The sequence below is a fragment of the Marimonas arenosa genome, from assembly GCF_030848945.1.
In the GTDB taxonomy this organism is placed as follows: Bacteria; Pseudomonadota; Alphaproteobacteria; order Rhodobacterales; family Rhodobacteraceae; genus Marimonas; species Marimonas arenosa.
Genome location: NZ_JANHAX010000005.1, coordinates 339476 through 357176, shown reverse-complemented (window position 1 = coordinate 357176; position 17701 = coordinate 339476). Strand labels below are relative to the sequence as shown.

At 64.3% G+C, this 17701-nt stretch carries 18 protein-coding genes; 9 read left to right on the top strand and 9 right to left on the bottom strand.

Features of this window, described 5'->3' with window-relative positions; genetic code table 11:
- Positions 1-130 precede the first annotated feature (130 nt).
- Genes NO357_RS16890 through NO357_RS16880 form a run of 3 tightly spaced genes read left to right on the top strand, consistent with a single transcriptional unit; the run spans position 131 to position 3143 of the window.
- Positions 131-1552, top strand: a complete 1422-nt coding sequence (locus NO357_RS16890; protein ID WP_306736883.1) for an arylsulfotransferase family protein — start codon at positions 131-133, stop codon at positions 1550-1552.
- Positions 1537-1749, top strand: coding sequence for a hypothetical protein (locus NO357_RS16885; RefSeq protein ID WP_306736882.1), 213 nt, complete (start codon positions 1537-1539; stop codon positions 1747-1749). The genes NO357_RS16890 and NO357_RS16885 overlap by 16 nt, the downstream gene beginning before the upstream one ends.
- Entirely contained in the window at positions 1746-3143 is a 1398-nt protein-coding gene (locus NO357_RS16880; protein WP_306736881.1) for a sulfotransferase, read from the top strand. The genes NO357_RS16885 and NO357_RS16880 overlap by 4 nt, the downstream gene beginning before the upstream one ends.
- Before the next feature lie 63 nt (positions 3144-3206).
- On the opposite strand, the gene NO357_RS16875 is transcribed toward NO357_RS16880, so the two are convergent.
- From NO357_RS16875 to NO357_RS16860, 4 genes are all read right to left on the bottom strand, one after another.
- Entirely contained in the window at positions 3207-3677 is a 471-nt protein-coding gene (locus NO357_RS16875) for a DsrE family protein (RefSeq protein WP_306736880.1), read from the bottom strand.
- 120 nt (positions 3678-3797) lie between these two features.
- Positions 3798-5072, bottom strand: coding sequence for a PhnD/SsuA/transferrin family substrate-binding protein (locus NO357_RS16870; protein ID WP_306736879.1), 1275 nt, complete (start codon positions 5070-5072; stop codon positions 3798-3800).
- A gap of 39 nt (positions 5073-5111) precedes the next feature.
- Positions 5112-6338, bottom strand: a complete 1227-nt coding sequence (locus NO357_RS16865; protein WP_306736878.1) for an aminotransferase-like domain-containing protein — start codon at positions 6336-6338, stop codon at positions 5112-5114.
- 259 nt (positions 6339-6597) lie between these two features.
- Positions 6598-7998, bottom strand: a complete 1401-nt coding sequence (locus NO357_RS16860) for an MORN repeat-containing protein (protein WP_306736877.1) — start codon at positions 7996-7998, stop codon at positions 6598-6600.
- Positions 7999-8153: 155 nt separating this feature from the next.
- Between NO357_RS16860 and NO357_RS16855 the strand changes: the two genes are divergently transcribed.
- Complete coding sequence (locus NO357_RS16855; RefSeq protein WP_306736876.1) at positions 8154-9821, top strand: NAD+ synthase; 1668 nt, start codon at positions 8154-8156, stop codon at positions 9819-9821.
- 255 nt (positions 9822-10076) lie between these two features.
- Here NO357_RS16855 and NO357_RS16850 read toward each other — a convergent pair whose 3' ends face one another.
- Positions 10077-10472 carry a metallopeptidase family protein gene (locus NO357_RS16850; protein ID WP_306736875.1) on the bottom strand — a complete coding sequence of 132 codons (396 nt, stop codon included), beginning with the start codon at positions 10470-10472 and terminating at the stop codon, positions 10077-10079.
- A gap of 142 nt (positions 10473-10614) precedes the next feature.
- Between NO357_RS16850 and NO357_RS16845 the strand changes: the two genes are divergently transcribed.
- Positions 10615-11160 (top strand): hypothetical protein, encoded by a 546-nt coding sequence (locus NO357_RS16845; RefSeq protein WP_306736874.1) that lies wholly within the window; start codon positions 10615-10617, stop codon positions 11158-11160.
- A gap of 55 nt (positions 11161-11215) precedes the next feature.
- Here the strand turns inward: NO357_RS16845 and NO357_RS16840 are convergent, their stop codons facing one another.
- Both NO357_RS16840 and NO357_RS16835 read right to left on the bottom strand, forming a co-directional pair.
- The gene (locus NO357_RS16840; RefSeq protein WP_306736873.1) at positions 11216-12151 is read right to left on the bottom strand and encodes an MBL fold metallo-hydrolase; all 936 of its coding nucleotides are present in this window, start codon (positions 12149-12151) and stop codon (positions 11216-11218) included.
- Positions 12152-12316: 165 nt separating this feature from the next.
- On the bottom strand, positions 12317-12724 hold the full coding sequence (locus tag NO357_RS16835; RefSeq protein ID WP_306736872.1) for a PaaI family thioesterase: 408 nt from the start codon (positions 12722-12724) through the stop codon (positions 12317-12319).
- A 135-nt stretch (positions 12725-12859) separates the two neighbouring features.
- On the opposite strand from NO357_RS16835, the gene NO357_RS16830 reads away from it, so the two are divergent.
- The 3 genes from NO357_RS16830 (at position 12860) to NO357_RS16820 (ending at position 14196) form a co-directional block, all read left to right on the top strand.
- Positions 12860-13273, top strand: a complete 414-nt coding sequence (locus NO357_RS16830; RefSeq protein WP_306736871.1) for a c-type cytochrome — start codon at positions 12860-12862, stop codon at positions 13271-13273.
- Between the two features lie 83 nt (positions 13274-13356).
- Positions 13357-13764, top strand: a complete 408-nt coding sequence (locus tag NO357_RS16825; protein ID WP_306736870.1) for a c-type cytochrome — start codon at positions 13357-13359, stop codon at positions 13762-13764.
- A 9-nt stretch (positions 13765-13773) separates the two neighbouring features.
- Positions 13774-14196 (top strand): c-type cytochrome, encoded by a 423-nt coding sequence (locus NO357_RS16820; protein ID WP_306736869.1) that lies wholly within the window; start codon positions 13774-13776, stop codon positions 14194-14196.
- A gap of 48 nt (positions 14197-14244) precedes the next feature.
- Here the strand turns inward: NO357_RS16820 and NO357_RS16815 are convergent, their stop codons facing one another.
- On the bottom strand, positions 14245-14907 hold the full coding sequence (locus tag NO357_RS16815) for a DNA-3-methyladenine glycosylase I (RefSeq protein WP_306736868.1): 663 nt from the start codon (positions 14905-14907) through the stop codon (positions 14245-14247).
- Positions 14908-14997: 90 nt separating this feature from the next.
- A complete protein-coding gene (locus tag NO357_RS16810) occupies positions 14998-16182 on the bottom strand; it encodes a BaiN/RdsA family NAD(P)/FAD-dependent oxidoreductase (RefSeq protein ID WP_306736867.1) in 1185 nt (394 codons plus the stop codon).
- Positions 16183-16324: 142 nt separating this feature from the next.
- Here NO357_RS16810 and NO357_RS16805 point away from each other — a divergent pair, with 142 nt between their 5' ends.
- The gene (locus NO357_RS16805; protein ID WP_306736866.1) at positions 16325-17002 is read left to right on the top strand and encodes an FkbM family methyltransferase; all 678 of its coding nucleotides are present in this window, start codon (positions 16325-16327) and stop codon (positions 17000-17002) included.
- Positions 17003-17701: the final 699 nt, after the last annotated feature.

The window sequence follows — 17701 nt, the reverse complement described above, 5'->3', positions numbered from 1 at the left end:
CCTGGCGGGGCGCCCGTCTTACATGAAGCTTTCGCGTAAAAGCCCCGAGACGGAAAAAATCCGGCCACATTCTGGCCCATTTCCTCGAACAGAGTGTTTCCGAATGAGAAGCAGTCCGAGTGGGGCAAACGTGGACGACGAGCGCAAAGAACGGCTTGGACTCTGGCTTGGGGCCGCGATGGCGGGGTTCCTGGGCCTGATGCTGTTTTCCTGGGCGGCGCTACAGGCGCTGATCGAGCCCGGAAAGGTCGGGCTGCCCGGGCGGGTGGCGCTGAACGTGGCCTTCCTTCCGAGCAAGGTCAAAGACGCTTGGGACGAGGCGATGAGCTTTGCCAGCGGCGCCGAGGCGACGCGGTTCTTCTCGGTGCCGCGGCCGGCGCTGGACGAGACCGGCTTTCGCCCGGTGCTGCAAGCCGACGGCAACGCCCTGTCAGGACTGCAGGTACGCGGCGACGTGGCGGCGGCAGACCGCGGCTGGCGTCTGATCGGCGGCGCGATGCAGGTGGGTGGCCGGGCCGGCAATATGGCGGTTCTGCTCGACCCTGATCTTGTGGCGCGACGCATCTGGCGGCTCGACGAGGACGCGGTCGAGGCGGCCGACAAGTCGCGGGACTCGCGGCGGATGCTGCACGGGCTGCAGATCCTGCCTGAGGCCGGGTCGATCGTCTTTGGTTTCGACCATGGCTCGGCGCTGCAGCGCCGCGACATGTGCAACCGCACGGAATGGATCACAGCGGGTAAATTCCACCATTCGGTGACGCTGAGCCCCGACGGATACGCGCTCTGGGCGCTGCGCGACGGTGGTTTTGCCAGTGATTTCGCCCCAGACGATCTGACCGCGCCACCCAACACCGGCCTGGTGCGGCTCGATGCGGCGACCGGCGAAATCGTGGAGGAGATCAGCCTCGAGGCGCTGGTGGCAGCCAATGCGGGTCTGGGCCTGTTCGAACTGGCGCGCAAGGATGCGAACGAGGTCGAGACCAACGAGGTGGCGGTGATCGGCCGCTGGATCTCGGACCCGATGCATTTCAACGATATCGAGGCGCTGCGCCCGGAAATGGCGGCGGCCTTCCCGGATTTCACGGCGGGCGATCTGCTGGTCAGCGCGCGGGACATCAATACAGTAATGGTGATTGATCCCGAGACGCATAAGGTGAAATGGCATCAGACCGGCGGCTTCATGCGCCAGCATGACCCCGACTGGCGACCCGACGGCACGATCTCGGTTTTCGACAACGGGATGAGCACGGGGGTGAGCCGTATCCAAACAGTCGATGCGAAAACCAATCACATCAGCGTAGCTTATGATGGCGCCGAGATGGATTTCTATACCAGGATCCGCGGCAAGCACATGCGCACCACCCGTGGCGATCTGGCGATCGTGAGCCCGCAGCAAGGCCGAGCCTTCGAGCTCGATGCCGGGCGCCGGCCGGTTCTGGAATTCCGCAATCACAAGCCCGGATCGGAGGAGAAGAACTTCGTTCTGACCGAGTATCTGTGGCTGCCCGAAACCGCTTTGACAGCAGGAGACCTGACATGTTCCGACAGCTGATCCCAGTAACTGCGATATTCACGCTGATCCCGGCGATGGCGCAAGCCTATATCGGCCCGGGCATGGGGTTGGGGGCGATCGCGTCGCTTCTCGGCCTGGTGGCCGTGTTCTTCATGGTGATGGTGGCCTTCTTGTGGTTCCCCATCAAGCGCCGTATCGCCAAACGCCGCAAGGCGGCTGAAGCCGAGGCGCAATGACGGTCGATCTGGCCAGCACCGCGGCGCTGGCGGCGCTGACTCTGATCCTGGTGCAGATCGCGCTGCGCCTGCCGCTGGGGCAGGCGATTGGTGCGATCACCGGTCCGAGCCTGCGGTCGGTCGCGGTATTGCGCGCGCGGGGCATTTCCGACCACTGGAAAGAGCGCGCCATGAAGCTTTACGCCTGGCGCACGCTGAAAGGCGTGGCGTGGTTTACCGCGCAGCTGTTGCTGTTGGCGGCGGTGGCGCTGGGAATTGGCGCTGTGATTGCCGCCGTGGTGCCAGGGTTTGTTGATTTTTCCATAGGATTTCAGGGCATTGTCGTCACTTTAGTGGTGGCTGTTCTGTGGCTTTGGGTGCTCAAAGCGTTGGGCGTGCGCCGGGCCGCACCGCGGTCGGATTACACCCCGATGGAGCAGATGATGCACCGGGTCGCGCTTGGGAATGGCGCCGTGGCCGAGATGGGGTTTGCGCTCGACCAATTGATCGCGCGGCCCGACGCGGAAGCGGCGCGCATCGGCGGGCATGTTTTCGTGGCCGGACTGGCGCGGGCCGGCACCACGGTCCTGACCCGGGCGCTGCATGAGAGCGGCGCCTTCGGCTCGCTGACCTATCGTGACATGCCCTTCGTGCTGGCGCCGACCCTTTGGGGAAAACTGAACCGGCGCGGTGGAGTGCAGGCGTCGGAGCGGGCGCATGGCGATGGGCTGGTGGTCGACCTCGACAGCGTCGAAAGCCTGGAAGAGCCGTTCTGGCGGGTGTTCGACGGTGCCGCCTATATCAAGGCCGACCGGCTGCTGCCGCATGTGCCCGAGGCAGCGCTGGTGAGCAAATACCGGCGGTATGTCGGGGCGATCCTGAAAGCGCGCGGGGCGGGGCGCTATCTGGCGAAGAACAACAACAACATCCTGCGGCTGGGCATGCTGGCCGAAGCCTTCCCCGACGCCCATCTTCTGGTGCCGTTCCGCGATCCCGTGGCTCATGCCGGGTCGTTGCGGGCGCAGCACGCGCGATTCGCCGAAACCCATGCCAAGGATCCATTTTCGCGTGACTATATGGGCTGGCTGGCGCATCACGAGTTCGGCTCGGACCATCGCTGGTTTGCAGTGGGTGACAAGCCTGAGGGTGACCCGACGGCGCGTGACTACTGGCTGGCGGAATGGTGCAGCGTCTACGACTGGCTGCTCGAGACGGCGCCGGAGCGGGTGCGGTTCGTTTGCTACGAAGATCTGTGCAACGATCCTGCCGCCTGGTCGACGTTGGCCGAGGAGATTGGCATAGAGGCGGGTAATGCGACGCCGTTCCGGGCGGCCGACGTGGCCGCGCGTGAGGGGCTGTCGGAGCTCGAAGCGCGTGCCTATGCGATCTATGACAGGCTGCGGACCCGGGGCTGAGCACAAGAAAAAACGGGCGCCCGGGAGGGGGCGCCCGCAGGTTGTTGCCGAGCTTATCGTTCTTCAGGGCTTGATATAGGTGAAACCCTGTTGTTGCAGGTAACTGAGTTCGGCCACGCCGGACGGCACGACATCTTCCTCGTACGCGTCGAACAGGTCATTGTTGAGGTCGATATTACGGCCGCGCAGCGTGTTGGCGCAAACGTGGAAGGCGACTTGCTGGCCCTTGAGTTCGAGGATCCGGCCCTGCAGGTTCATGTTTTTCTTCGCCGTCTGAAGCAGGCCGACACCGTTGCCGTGCAGAACCACCTTGATCTCCATGTTGTCGGCGCCAACGGCGTTAATGTGGTTCTGAATGTTGCGCATCGCGCCCATGTATTTCTTGTCGTCATTTCCGCCAGGATAGTTGATGTGATAGACGACCTTCTGCTTGCCGTAGCGCTCGTTCGCATCGGCAGTGGTGGCGAGCGCTGTGAGGGCAAGCGTAAGCGTCAGCGCGGCGACGCCGGCGGCGAGTTTTCGAATGAGTTGCATGTATTCCTCCCTTTTTTTGATCGGGCCGTTGTGGCCTCGTTAAAAAGTCTCCCACGACTTGTGCGATCACAAAACTGGCAGAAATCCCGGAAAACGAGCGGTTTCCACCTAGGGAATACCCTAGGTTTCGGGGTTCTGACCGTGCACCGCCGCTTTTTGCACGAGTTCGGCAGCAGATTTCGCATCGTGCTTGCGCAGCAGATTGGAGCGGTGGAATTCCACGGTTTTCGGGCTGATCCCGAGGTTGCGGGCGATCTCCTTCGACGACAGGCCCTGTGCCACGAGGGCGAGGATTTCGGATTCACGCTGGGTGAGCTGGACCGGTGGCTCGGTTGGCCCGGCGGGCACCGGCTCGGTGGTCTCCTCCTGTGCAGGCGTCGGCTGCGTGACGCGCCTGGCGCGAAAGGTCATCATGGCGAAACCTAGCGCTAGCGCCGCCGCCAGCACGAACAGCACCGGCACCCAGTAGCGGGCCGCTGATGTGCCGCTCGGCGAGGCCGATGTGCGTTCGGCGAACGCTGCGTCGAGCGCACGCACGGCGTGATAGCTGAGCGGCGCGCCCCATCCGTCGTGCAGCCCGTGGGCGGCCCGGACCGCCGGGTCCTGTGTCTGCAGCAAGGCAAGTGCCATGCGGTCGCGCAGGTCGCCGGGCGTGCCGGCCATGGCGAGGAAGGGCCATTCCGGGTAGAGCCGGGTCGAGAGCGCATCGGGATGCGTGAAGCTGGCATTGCTGTTGAGCACCCGGATACGGGCGGGGTCGAGCGTGCCTTCGGCGGCGCGGGTCTCGATCAGCCCCGAGCGCACGATGCCGATATCGGTGACGCCCGACAGCACCTGGTCGATGATCTGGTCCTGCGGGAAGCCGACGAAATTCAGTTCGGAAAAATCGCTGGCCGGGTCAAAGCCGTGGCTGGTGAATTCCAGCCAGGCCACCTGATAGCCGCCGAAGGCGCGGGGGTCGACGGCCGTCACCCGGCGACCGACAGCGTCTTTCAGCGTGCTGATATCCGAGCCGGCGGCGGAAAAGATCACGCTGCCGAATTCCGAGCTGTCGCTGCCATCCGAGAGGCGGCGTCGCAGTGTGGCGATGACGCTCATCGGGTGGCGTTTTTCCAGCGCAACGAAATGGCCGGGATTGGTGATCAGGAAATTCAGCGTGCCGTTTTCGATCAGCGGCCCGGCCGAGGCCAGTGTAACGGGAACGAGCCGGGTCGGCATGTCGAACGCACCTGCGACATAGGTTTCGAGCGGGGTCCAATAACGTTCGATTCCCGGCCAGCCGCGATGGGCGAGAATGCCGATGCGCAACTCGTTGTCGAGGTTGTCCTGCGTGTGTCCACCGGTGGGCCGCGCCATCAGCAGGCAGAGCAGGGCGAGGCGAATGGAGGCGCGCATGCGGTTCCTTCCCCCGGCGCGGTGCTGGGCGGCGCCAGGTCAGCCCCGGTCAAGATTGCCGCTGCGCACCGGTACACCGAATTCGTCGAAACAGATATCCGCTAGTTTGGCGATACCGTCACGGATCGTGTCAAGGGACGGGTGACCGAAGCAGATCCGCATCCGGTGGCGGTTCTCGGCGCCGTTCACGGTCCATTGGTGGCCTGGATTGATCTCGATCCCGTGTCGCAGGGCGGCCTGGTTGAGTCGTTCGGTGTCGACATTGTCGGGCAGCGTGACCCACAGATAGATACCGCCGGCGGGGCGGTCATAGTCGGCGGCGGCGCCGAAATGTTCGTCAAGCGCGGCGCAGAGCGCGTCGGATTTTTCCTGCAGCATCGGCAGCAGCGCGGCGATATGGGCGTCGAAATTGTCCGGCAGGTATTCGGCCAGCACCATCTGTTCCAGCGCGCCCGAGCCGGCATCGGTTTTCAGCGGCAGGATACGGCCCATGAGCGGCCAGGGGGCGACGAGGTAGCCGACGCGCAGCGCCGGGGCGATGGTTTTCGAAAACGTGCCGCAATAGATCACCCGATCTTCGGTATCGAGGGCGTGGATTGCGGGTGGGCGCTGGCCCGAAAACACCAGGTCAGCATAGCAGTCGTCCTCAAAGATCGGAACGCCGTATTTCGCCGAAAGCGTCAGCATCTCGTGGCGGCGCGCTGCGGGCATGACGGTGGCGGTCGGGTTCTGAATGGTCGGGATTGTGTAGATGAATTTGGGCGTGATGCCTCGTCCCCGATAGTGCGCCAGCGCCTCTTCGAGCGCGTCCATCCGCATGCCGTCAGCGTCGAGCGCGACGGGGTGCGGGGTGACGCCGAGCGCGCGCAGCTTGCTGATCGCGCCCATGTAGTTGGCTTCTTCCAGGAGCACCACATCGCCGGGGTTCAGAAACGCCTTGTTCACAAGGTCCATCGCCTGCAACGAGCCGGTGGTGACGAGGATGTCACCAGCCGGGGCCTTCATGCCGCAGCGGCGGGCGAGGATGCGGGCGATTTCCTCGCGCAGGGGGAGGTAGCCCTGCGGCCCGGAATCCATGCCGTATTTACCCATCGCATGGCCTTGCTCGCGCAGGACTTTCGATACCGCCACGGCCAGCGCTTCGGCGGGGACGGTGGGCTCGTCGATATTGCCGCCGACGAAGTGATAGGGGGGCAGGCCCTGAAAGGGTGCCGCCTGCTGGGCACTGGCGGCGGTGGACAAGAGGGCATCATAGGCGAAGGGCATCGGAGGGTCCTTTTTTCGTCTTCCGTGATGGCGACGATACAGGGGGCGGCGCGGGATGCAAACGCGGTGAGACTGTGCGGTTGGGCAGGACGTCGGTTTCAAAGCGTTCGGAACGGCGCCGTGCAGACGGGGGCGGCTTGAACCGGATCGCCGGGCCGATGTCCCATGTTCAAGGCGGATGCCCCATCCCCAAGAATGACCGTGATGTCGCAGGGGGGACGCCGTGCAAACTGCCGCCGCGAGGTGCGATCGGGCCGGATCAGTCGCCGGTCAGGGCGCCGTTTTCCCAAGTGCCGGTTTCCTCACCGCCGTCGGCATAGATCATCTTGCCGGGGCCCTGGCGTTTGCCGTTGAGGAACTGGCCGTCGTAGACATCGCCATTGGCATAAGTCGCCACGCCCTTCCCGGAAATCGCACCTTCCTGCCAGTCTCCGGAATAGCGGAAACCGTCGGGCATGACCATTTCGCCCTGGCCGTGGCGCAGGCCGTTGGCAAAGCCGCCCTTGTAGACCGTGCCGTCGGGATAGGTGGCGGTGCCCTGACCGTGGCGCTTGTTGTCGAGCCAGTCGCCTTCGTAGCGGTAGCCATCGGTCGACGTCATCACTCCGGCGCCCTGGTATTTGGCATCCTGGAAACCGCCTTCGTAGACAGTGCCGTTGGCATAGGTGGCCTTGCCTTGGCCGTCGATCACGCCCGCTTTCCACTGGCCTTCATAGGTCGACCCGTCGGGGTAGGTGATCTTGCCTTCGCCATCGGCGAGATCGGCGCGGAACTGGCCCAAATAGACCGAGCCGTCTGGATAGGTCACCTCGCCTTGGCCTTCGATCCGGCCGGCGACCCAGCTGCCGACATAGCGGTAGCCGTCGGCGCCGGTGAAGATTCCCTGACCTTCGCGCTTGTCGTCCTTGAACGCACCTTCGTAGATATCTCCGTTGGCGTAGGTCACGCGACCGCTGCCCTCGCGCCGGCCGGCGACGAGATCGCCCTCGTAGATGTCGCCGTTGGGTTGGGTCAGCTTGCCGGTGCCGTTGATCTGGCCATCCTTCCAGGTGCCTTCGTAGATCAGCCCATCGGGCATGGTGAGCTTGCCATCGCCTTCGCGCGCGCCTTTGACGATACGACCTTCGTAGATGGCGCCGTCGGGATAGGTGATGGTGCCGGTGCCGTCCTTGACGCCGTTGACCCAGTCGCCTTCGTAGACATAGCCACCCGGCGAGCGCATCGTGCCCCGCCCGTGGTGCATAGCGTTGCGGAAACCACCTTCGTAAGTCACGCCATTGGCATAGGCCGCCACGCCGTCGCCCATGATCTTGCCGTCGACCCAGCTGCCCTCATAGGTGCCGCCATCGGCAAAGACGATCTTGCCCAGGCCGTCGGGTTTGCCTTTGGCGAACTCGCCCTCGTAGACCGAGCCGTTCGGGAAGCGCGCCACGCCCTTGCCCTTGATTTCGCCCTCGACCCACTCACCGGAATATTCGTAGCCGTTGGGCAGTCGGTAGGTACCCTGGCCATGCTGCAGGCCGTTCTTGAAGGTGCCTTCATAGACGCCGCCGTCGTCGTACTGCTTGGTAAGTACCTCGCTGTCCTGGGCCTGCGCGGGCAGGGCGAGAACCAGTGTGACGGCCGTTCCGGCCAGCAAGGATTTAAGCGGTTTAACCATGAACTGTGAAAGCCCCCTGTTTTCCCGCGCAGACCGCGGGTATGCCGGAAATCTAGGCCAGCCGCGGCGGGCAGGCAACGGGTTTTCCCCAAATCGGCTTCCCCTTGCCCCTTGATCTGGTAAATCTTGGCGCCGTGGTCACGAGGGAAGACGCGATGACTGACAAGTTCCGGCTGACATTGGCACAGCTCAACCCAACTGTGGGCGATATCGACAGCAATGCAGCAAAGGCTCGGGCCGCCTGGGAGGCGGGTTGCGCGGCGGGGGCCGACCTGGTGGCGTTGCCGGAGATGTTCATCACCGGTTACAACACCCAGGACCTGGTGATGAAGCAGGTGTTCCACGAAACCGCGATCGCGGCGGTGGAGGCGCTGGCCCGGGACTGTGCCGAAGGGCCGGCGTTGGCGATCGGCGGGCCGGCGGTGGAGAACGGACATCTCTACAACGGCTACTACATTTGCAAGGGCGGGCGGATCGTCTCGACCGTGCTGAAGCATCACCTCCCGAACGAGACGGTGTTCGACGAGGTTCGCCTCTTCGACAGCGGGCCGCTGGGCGGGCCCTATGCGGTGGGCAATGTGCGCATCGGCAGCCCGATTTGCGAGGATGCCTGGCACGAGGATGTGGCCGAGACGCTGGCCGAAACCGGGGCCGAGTTCCTGTTGGTCCCCAACGGCTCGCCCTATTTCCGCAACAAGATCGAGGTGCGGCAGAACATGATGGTCGCCCGCGTGGTCGAGACCGGGCTACCGCTGGTTTACCTCAACATGGTGGGCGGCCAGGACGACCAGGTGTTCGACGGCGGATCCTTCGTGCTCAACCCGCATGGCGAACTGGCGCTGCAACTGCCAGTCTTCGACGCGGTGATCGCACATGTGGATTTCGAGCGCGGGCCGGAGGGCTGGCGCGCGGTGCCGGGCGACAAGGCGCATTTGCCCGACGCATGCGAGCAGGATTACCGCTGCATGGTTGAAGCCTTGCGCGACTATTGCGGAAAGACCGGGTTCAGCAAGGTCTTGCTGGGCTTGTCGGGCGGGGTCGACTCGGCGATCGTGGCGACGATCGCCTGCGATGCACTGGGACCGGAAAACGTGCGCTGCGTGATGCTGCCGTCGGAATACACTTCCGAGGCATCGCTGGAAGATGCCGAAGCCGTGGTGAAGGCGTTGGGCTGTCGATATGACTATGTGCCGATTGCCAAGGGCCGCGCGGCGATCACCGAGTCGCTGGCGCCGCTCTTTGAAGGGCGCGCGGCGGATATCACCGAGGAGAACATCCAGTCGCGGCTGCGCGGGCTCTTGCTGATGGCGATGTCGAACAAGTTCGGAGAGATGCTGCTGACCACCGGCAACAAGAGCGAGGTGGCGGTTGGCTATGCCACGATCTATGGCGACATGGCGGGCGGCTATAACCCGATCAAGGATCTCTACAAGACGCGGGTGTTCGAGACCTGCCGTTGGCGCAATACCAACCACCGACCCGAATGGATGAAAGGGCCGGCGGGCGAGGTGATCCCGGTACGGGTGATCGACAAGCCGCCCTCGGCCGAGTTGCGCGAAGACCAGAGGGACGAGGATTCGCTGCCGCCCTACGAGGTGCTGGATGCGATTCTCGAGATGCTGGTCGACGGCGACGCCAGCGTGGCCGAATGCGTCGCGGCGGGGTTTGACCGAGACACCGTCAAGCGCGTGGAGCACCTGCTGTACATCAGTGAATACAAGCGTTTTCAGTCGGCCCCGGGGGCGCGGCTGACCCCGCGCAGTTTCTGGCTCGATCGCCGCTATCCGATCGTCAACCGCTGGCGCGACCCGTCGGCGGGCTAATCCGTCGGTGTGCTGCGCACGCAGGATGGTTTGCGTTCGGGCCACGCAGGCCTTGGGGGCGCTGCCCCCAAACCCCCGGAGTTTTTCAGGGAAGGTGAAATGCCGGGCGGCCCGTTGTGTCACGGACGGGTCGGGACACCGGTCCGATGCGGCCTGCCGGGGTCAAACATGTGCGGTCGGATGGCGTTTCCGCCCCGGGCATGAACCGCAGACGGCGGGTCGCGGCGAATTGCCGGTCTGCGTCCGGGTCGGGGCTCACTCCCACCAGCGGTCGATGGTGGCGATATCGTCGTCGGACCAGCCGAAATGGTGGGCGAATTCATGCACGGTGACATGCGCCACGAGTTCCTGCCAGGTGACATCGCGGCGGGCGCGCCACTCGTCAAGGATGGGTTCGCGGAAGAGCCACACCGTGTCGGGACCGATCGGTTGATCGTAGACTGACTTTTCGGTCAGCGGGATGCCGTCATAAAGACCGGTGAGGTCGAAGGGATCATCGATTTCGAGATCGTCGAGCATGTTTTCGTCGGGCCACTCGGCGACTCGAATGGCGACCAGCGCCGCCGGACCGTGAAACGGGGCCGGGAAGGCCGCGACGGTGTCGAGCGCGATCTGTTCGATCTGGTCGAGCGTGGGGACGGAGTTGGTCATGATCTGCGATATGGGGCAAGGCCGTGCGGAAGAAAAGACGTGATCCGGCTGTCGCCTTGCGATCGACACCGGCAGGGGGTGAGGCCGGCGGGCGAGATTTGATAGGCTGTGGGCGAATCAAAGGACAAAGGGAGTTTCGGTGATGTTTCTGAGCAAGTTGGAGGTCAGCGCCTTGGCCGCCGCGGTTCTGTCCGCCGGCGCGCTGGCCGCGGCCGAACTGGCGCCGCGCTATGAGGCGATGGGCGAGATGACCGTGGAGATGGGCGGTGACATACTGGAACTGGTCATTCCCTACGACAAGGAAAAGGGCAGCGCCTATGCCGAGCAGAAAATGATCATGGGGTCGTTTCTGACCATCAACTCGGTGGGGCGCGTGGTGGGGGCGGACGGCGCCCCGGGCCGTCCCATGGTACAGGTGACGCTGCAACGCCAGAGCGGCAGTTTCAAGCTGTTATCGGCTGAGCTGTTCGACCAGCAAGGCTTCGATGCCCCGATGGCGATGGGCGCCGATGGCGGCAAGGGGGCGATTGCCGAGATCAGTTATGACAACGACCGGCTGGAGGCGGTGGTCGAGGGGACGTTCCTGCGGCTCACGGGTTACTCCAAGGGTACGCCCGCGCCGGCCGAGGGCGCGGAGCCGCAGCCGGTGGTGATCCGCTGGCAGGTGGACCTGCCACCGCTGAAATGACAGGGGCGCCGCGACGGGCGCCCCTTTGGGGTCTTCTTGAGACTGCAGGAGGCGGTCAGCCGTTGAGCATCATCTGATAGCTCGACGGGACGTAGTGGAAGCCATCGCCGTGGGACTCGACATAGCCCATGGCCGGCCAGGGCATGTGATAACCGATGAAAGGGATCTTGTCGGCAGCGATCATGCCGAGGATACGGCGCCGGGTCTGGGCAGCCATCGCCTTGTCGCGGTCGAACTTGACCTCCCAGTCGGGGTAGGCCAGTGACCAGACATAGTGGTTGGCGAAATCGGCGGCAATCAGCAGTTGCTGACCGTCGGATTCGATCATGTAGGTCATGTGGCCCGGGGTGTGGCCGAAGGCGGCCATGGCGGTGACGCCCGACGCCACGGAACCGCCATCGTCGAGCATGGTCATGCTCTCGGCGAAAGGACGGACCTTGGCTTCGAAGCCTTCGTTGCCGGACATGTCCCAGGCATCGAACTCGGCCGCGCCGGTAAAATAGGCAGCGTTGGCGAAGGTCGCGGCGCCGTTCTCGGCCATGCCGCCGATATGGTCGCCATGCATGTGGGTCAACACCACCTTGTCGATCTGGTCGGTCTGATAGCCGGCCGCCTGAAGCGCGCCGGAAATCGCGCCGGGATTGAGGCCGGTGTCGAACAGAATGAGCTCGGAGCCGGTGTTGACTACGGTGGGAGTGAAGAAGAACTGCGCCTTGTCGGTGGGAATATTGGCCGTGGCCGAAGCGGCGGCGAATTCCTCGGGGCTGACATTCATACCGAAGATCGACTGCGGTTCGGGCACGGTGCGGGTTCCGGCGAGCAGGGCGGTGACTTCGAAGCTGCCCAGCTTGAAGCGGTTGAAGCGGGTGGTTGCCATACCCAGCATCTCGGCCGCGGCGAAAGCAGTTGAAGATGTGGCGGCGGCAAGCGGCAGGGCAGCAGCCCCCATTAGTGCCGAGCGCCGGGTAATCGAAAAGGCCGGTTTGGTCATCGGAGTCTCCCTTTTTCACAAATATCTGACTTGGCGACATCCTAACGCCAGTGCGGTGCACCGGGATGTCACGACGGCGTGATCGGCGGTGTGGCGCTGCACGTCTTCATGTGCATTTGCGCGCAGGAAAAAAGTGATCCGAACGCGCGAAGGCAGGACGCAGTGTCAGGGAAGGAAGAAGGTGGCCGTGGCGGTGGCCACGGGTTTCTCGGACGGCTCGGTGATCAGGGTGGCGCGGGCGAAGATCAGCGCCTTGCCGGCGCGAACGATCTCGGCCTCGCAGCGTACCGCATCGCCAGTGCCGGGGCGCAGGAAGACCGTGTCGAGATTGGTTGTTGCCACCGGTTTGAACGCGCCCATGTGGCCGGCACAGGCGAACACCATCGAGGTGTCGGCCATCGCCGCCAGCGCCTGGCCCGAGAGAATACCGCCCACCCGGGCGAGCGCCGGCGTGATCGGCATGCGCAGGGTGGCGCCGTCGGGGTCGATCGCGGCGATGGTGAGGTCGAGGGCGCGGACCCAGTCTGCGAAGTTTTCGTCTAGGAAGCGTTGGGCGTCGGCGGGGGTAAGCATGGGCAGGCCTTTGTCTTTGCGCGTCTCCGATCAGTTTGGCACGGGCCGCGACGGCGATCCAGATCATTGATTTCCCATGGCATTCGGGTCATGTTGCCGCACAAGGCGCGAAACACGAAGGAAGGCGCACAGGCGATGGGCAGAGCAAACCGGGCCGTGGTATCGTATGCGACAGCACTCGCCGGGCTGGCGGTTCTGGTGGCCTGTACCGAATTGTCGCCGCCGCAGGGTGAGGAGACATTTCGCCAGTATTGCGCCGGCTGCCATGGCCGTGGTGGAGTTGGGAATGGCCCGTGGGCGGCGCGGCTGCCAGTCCCGCCGGCTGACCTGACCGTGCTCCGTGCTGCCAATGACGGGGTATTCCCGGTCGAGCATGTTATGGCCACGGTTCATGGTTATCCCGGCAAGCACGATTTTTCGGTGATGCCGGAGTTCGGCCCGCTGCTGGAGGGGCCGAAACAGATCTGGGTGTCGTCCGAGGGCGAAGAGATCATGACGCCGGTCGCGCTGCTGGAGTTGGTGAGCTATGTCGAAACACTGCAGCGCTGAGGGCGTGACAGGGATCAAGTGCCATCGCGCGGGAATCGGTTATAGTAAATTTGAGGGGCGCTTTTGAGCGAAAGGGCGAGATGATGAGAAAACTGGTTTTTGCTGCCGGGCTGGCGGCGATGGCGGCGAGCCCTGTGCTAGCACAGGATATCGAAGAGGGCGCCGTGCTTTACGAGCGGCATTGTGCCACCTGTCACGGGATTGATGCCGAGGGAGCGGGTCCGATGGCCGGGGTGTTGCTGATCCAGCCGGTCGATCTGACGACGTTGGTCGCGGCCAATGACGGCGAGTTTCCGCTGCTGCGGGTGGTCCGGCGGATCGACGGGCGCGACCCGTTGATCAGCCACGGATCGCCGATGCCCGTCTACGGCGATTTCTTCGAGGGCGATGACACGGCGATGAAGACGGCGTCGGGCCAGCCGCTGATGACCAGTCGGGCGATTGCCGACCTGGTTGCCTATCTCGAAAGCCTGCAGGCGCCGGCAGAGTAGGGGACGGCGATGCGGGCAACGGTTTGGATGACGGGAACGGCTTTGGCGGTCATGCTGGTGGGCTGTGCCAACCAGGAAATGCCGGGACCGGGTGAAGGCGCGGCGCTTTTTGCGACGAACTGCGCGATGTGCCATGGTCCGGCCGGGCGTGGCGATGGCGAGTTGGCGCGGGAAATCCGCAGCGAGACCGGTCGGCGCCCGAGTGATCTCAGCACGATTGCGCGGCGCAACAAGGGCGAATTCCCGCGCGCCGCGGTGCTCAGCTATATCGACGGCTATACCAGGGGCCGGCTGCCGGACCAGAACATGCCGGAATTCGGTTTGCTGCTGGAGGGGCCAACCGTGCCGGTGGACAGCGGCGACGGAGTGATGAGCCCGACGCCGCGACCGCTGGTGGCGCTGATGGTCTACCTCGAAAGCATTCAGCGGTGAAGCGGTCCGGCCAGACGCGGTGACGCAGCCCCAGGCAAATCGTTTCTGTCACACGCTGCGCGCGAGGGTCTGGCTGATTTCAGTGAGCGAGCGGCCGGACTGTTGCATCCAATTGTTGAAGGCCTTTTGCACTGCGGCCATGGCGGATTTCGACCCGACCGGCTTGTCGATCACGCCCTCGGCGATCAACCGAGCGGTGACGTCGCGGCTGAGAATGAAGCCGTCGCGGCGCATAAAACGCATGGCATATTGGCCGGTCGTGCCGCCGAGCCGGCTGCCTTCGCGTTTGAGCAGGTCGAGCAGACCGACGAAGTCGGTTGCCGGCCAGCCGCCGAGAATCACGCCGGCGCCGCCCTGGTCACGCAGCGCCAGCAGGAAGGCGGCGTTGTCGCGCACGGCCGCGATTTTCGCTCCGTTGCGGATGATGGCAGTATCGGACAGCAGCGCGTCGATCCTGTCGTCATCCATGAAGGCGCATCGGGCCACGTCGAACCCCTGGAAGGCTTGTTCGAACTCGGCCCATTTCGCCTCGACCACCTTCCAGTTGAACCCGGCCTGAAAAATGCATTTTGTCACCTGGCTGAGCCAGCGGTCATCGGGGATCTTCGCCAGTTCTTCCGGAGGCAAGGGTTTTGACAGCAGAGCGGCAAGCGCATCGGTGCCGCCGTGGCGGTCGGCGGCGATGGCGAAGATTTCGGCGAAGCTGCGCATGGTGAAATGGTGCGGCAAGGATTGGGCGGAAGCAAGAGCCGTGAGGCCGGGTGCCGCCGGCCGGACAAATTTGCGGTAAGATGAAAGGTATCAGCGGTTTTGGGCGATCCAGCGTGCGGCGGCCATGGCCGAGGACCAGGCCCATTGGAAATTGTAGCCGCCGAGCCAGCCGGTGACATCGACGCACTCGCCGATGAAAAAGAGCCCGGGCACGCGTGTCGCCTGCATGCTCTTCGAGTTGAGGTCGGCGGTCGAGACGCCGCCGGCGGTGACCTCGGCGGTGCGCCAGCCTTCGGTTCCCGCCGGTGTAAGTCGCCAGGCGTGAAGCTGGTCGGCGAGCCTGCGCAGAGCGGCGTCGGACTGGTCGGCGAGATTGCCGGTGAGCGGCAAAGTGTCAGCGAAGAACTGCACCAACCGGGCGGGCAGGAGTGCAGCGAGATGAGTGGCGAGCGTTTTGCGGCCCCCGGGTTGCTGGCGGCCGGCGCGCAGCGTGTCGTAGAGCGGCGTGGCGGGGGAAAGGTCGATGAAGATCGGCTGGCCTTCCTCCCAGAAGGAGGAAATCTGCAGCATGGCCGGGCCCGATAGGCCGCGGTGGGTGAACAGGATCGCTTCGTCGAAACGCATACCGCCGGCGGTGGCACTGACGGGCAAGGACACGCCTGCGAGCGGCGCGAAGCGGCCCTCCGGGAAGGTGAAGGGCACCAGTGCCGGCCGTGGCGGCACGACGTCGAGGTCGAATTGGCGGGCGATGTCATAGGCTAGGCCGGTGGCGCCCATTTTGGGGATCGACTTTCCGCCCGTTGCGACGACCAGATTGCGGGCGGTGACGATCTCGCGCCTGCCGCCGCGCTCGAGCGTGGCGGAAAAGCGGGTGCCATCGTGCGAGAGGTCTTTCACGATAGTATCGAGCCGGAGTTCAGCCCCGGCGCGGGCCACGAGGCTGGTGAGCATCTCTACAATCTGTGTGGATTTGCCGTCGCAGAACAGCTGGCCCAGAGTTTTCTCGTGCCAGCCGATGCCGTGATCGGCGACGAGCGAGATGAAGTCCCATTGACTGAAACTCGCCAAGGCGGATTTGGCGAAATGCGTATTTTGCCCGTGAAAATTGGCCGCAGTGACATCGAGATTGGTAAAATTGCAGCGTCCGCCGCCGGAGATGCGGATCTTTTCGCCCGGGGCCTTGGCATGATCGACCAGAAGCGTGCCCGGCCCGGCATGGGCGGCGCACATCAGTCCGGCCGCGCCGGCACCGAGAATGAGGGTTTCGATCTCCATGACCGCGGCGTGGCGCAGGGACGGACGCGGGTCAAGCCCGAATGAAACGTTGCGCCATGTCTCGGCCGGGACGGTAAAGACTTTTCCATGGGGCGTGGTTGCAGTAAGCCGGGCCGGACGTTGACAGGGAGCGGAGCCCGCTGTGAAGAAATTCGGAGACTTCTGGGTGCCTGACGCGGATGCGCGGGGCGCGCGCAACCGCCGCAAGATGGAGGCGCTGTTCGGATCCAAGCCGGGTTCGATCAAGCCCCTGACCGACGCGCTGGACATGATCCGGCAGATCGCGGGCGAGGCCGCGATTACCGGACGGGTGGCGATCGACGCCGGCGCCAATGTCGGCTCTTACACGCGGGTGATGGCCAGGCATTTCGACCGCGTCCTGAGCTTGGAGCCGGCGCCCGATACTTTTGCCTGCCTGGAGCGGAACGTCTATGAATGGGGGATCCTGCCCCGGGTGATGCCCTACATGGCGGCGGTGTCCGACCGCCGCGACTATGTCCGGATCGGCAGTTCGTTCGGCCGGCTGTCGATCACCAGGCGGATCAAGGGGAAAGGCAACATCCCGGCGCTGCCGCTCGACGCTTTCGGTCTGGACAACGTTGGGTTCCTGAAGCTCGACGTTGAAGGGGTCGAGGAGCAGGCGCTGATCGGGGCGAAAGAAACCATCGCGGCCTCGCGGCCGTTTGTGCTGATGGAGGTCAAGCCCGACGAGGAAGACGCGAGCGCCACGCCCTATGCCGCGGAAAAGCGGCTTCTGGGCATGGGATACGAAAAGGCAGACCGGCAGTTGGGGCAGAATCGGCTGTACCTCCCGGTCTGACGCGGTCAGGCGCGCCGGAGCAGTGGCCGGCCGTCACGGGCCAGTGCAGAAATTCGGTGCCGTTCCCGCGCAAGAGACGACCGGAACGGTCAGAGGTCGTCTGGTCGCGGATGCCCTTGAGTACAGCCTTGCGACTGCTGCGCTCGTTGGTGTCGTCACAGCCGTGTTCCGCAGCACCGCGGTTGGTGACGTCGATATGATCGGTGGGACCGGATCTGTCGGTTGCCCGCAGGAAACAGCGTTGCGCCGGGCGAAGACTGAGGCGAGCGCAAGCGTAATCGTCGCGATATCGGTTCAGTCGTCGCCAAGAAAGTCGCCAAGAAAGATGTGTCTCACATTGACCCAGGCGGCGCTGCGTCCCGGGGGACAAGTGTGAAAGAGGAGCGCTTAACCGTCGATGATGGCAAGCCCGGTCTTCTGCGAGGATCTAATCCGAGAGGAAAAACCAGCAAGCGGCGGGATCTCGGCAGACAGAGGCAGGCGAGGAGCGCGGCGAGCGACACACGCGCAGGGGTGTTTTTCATAGCGCCAATCCATCGCAGCGGTTTTGCGGGCGCTGGTCGGAGCGACGTGTTGCGGGCGATGCCTGGCCGCACAGCCCGGCGTGATCAAGCCCGCGAATCGCGTGCTTCCCTTGGGCGAATCACCATGCTAGGGTGCTTTCAACGATCCCGAAAACGGGACGGTTGAGGCAGATTT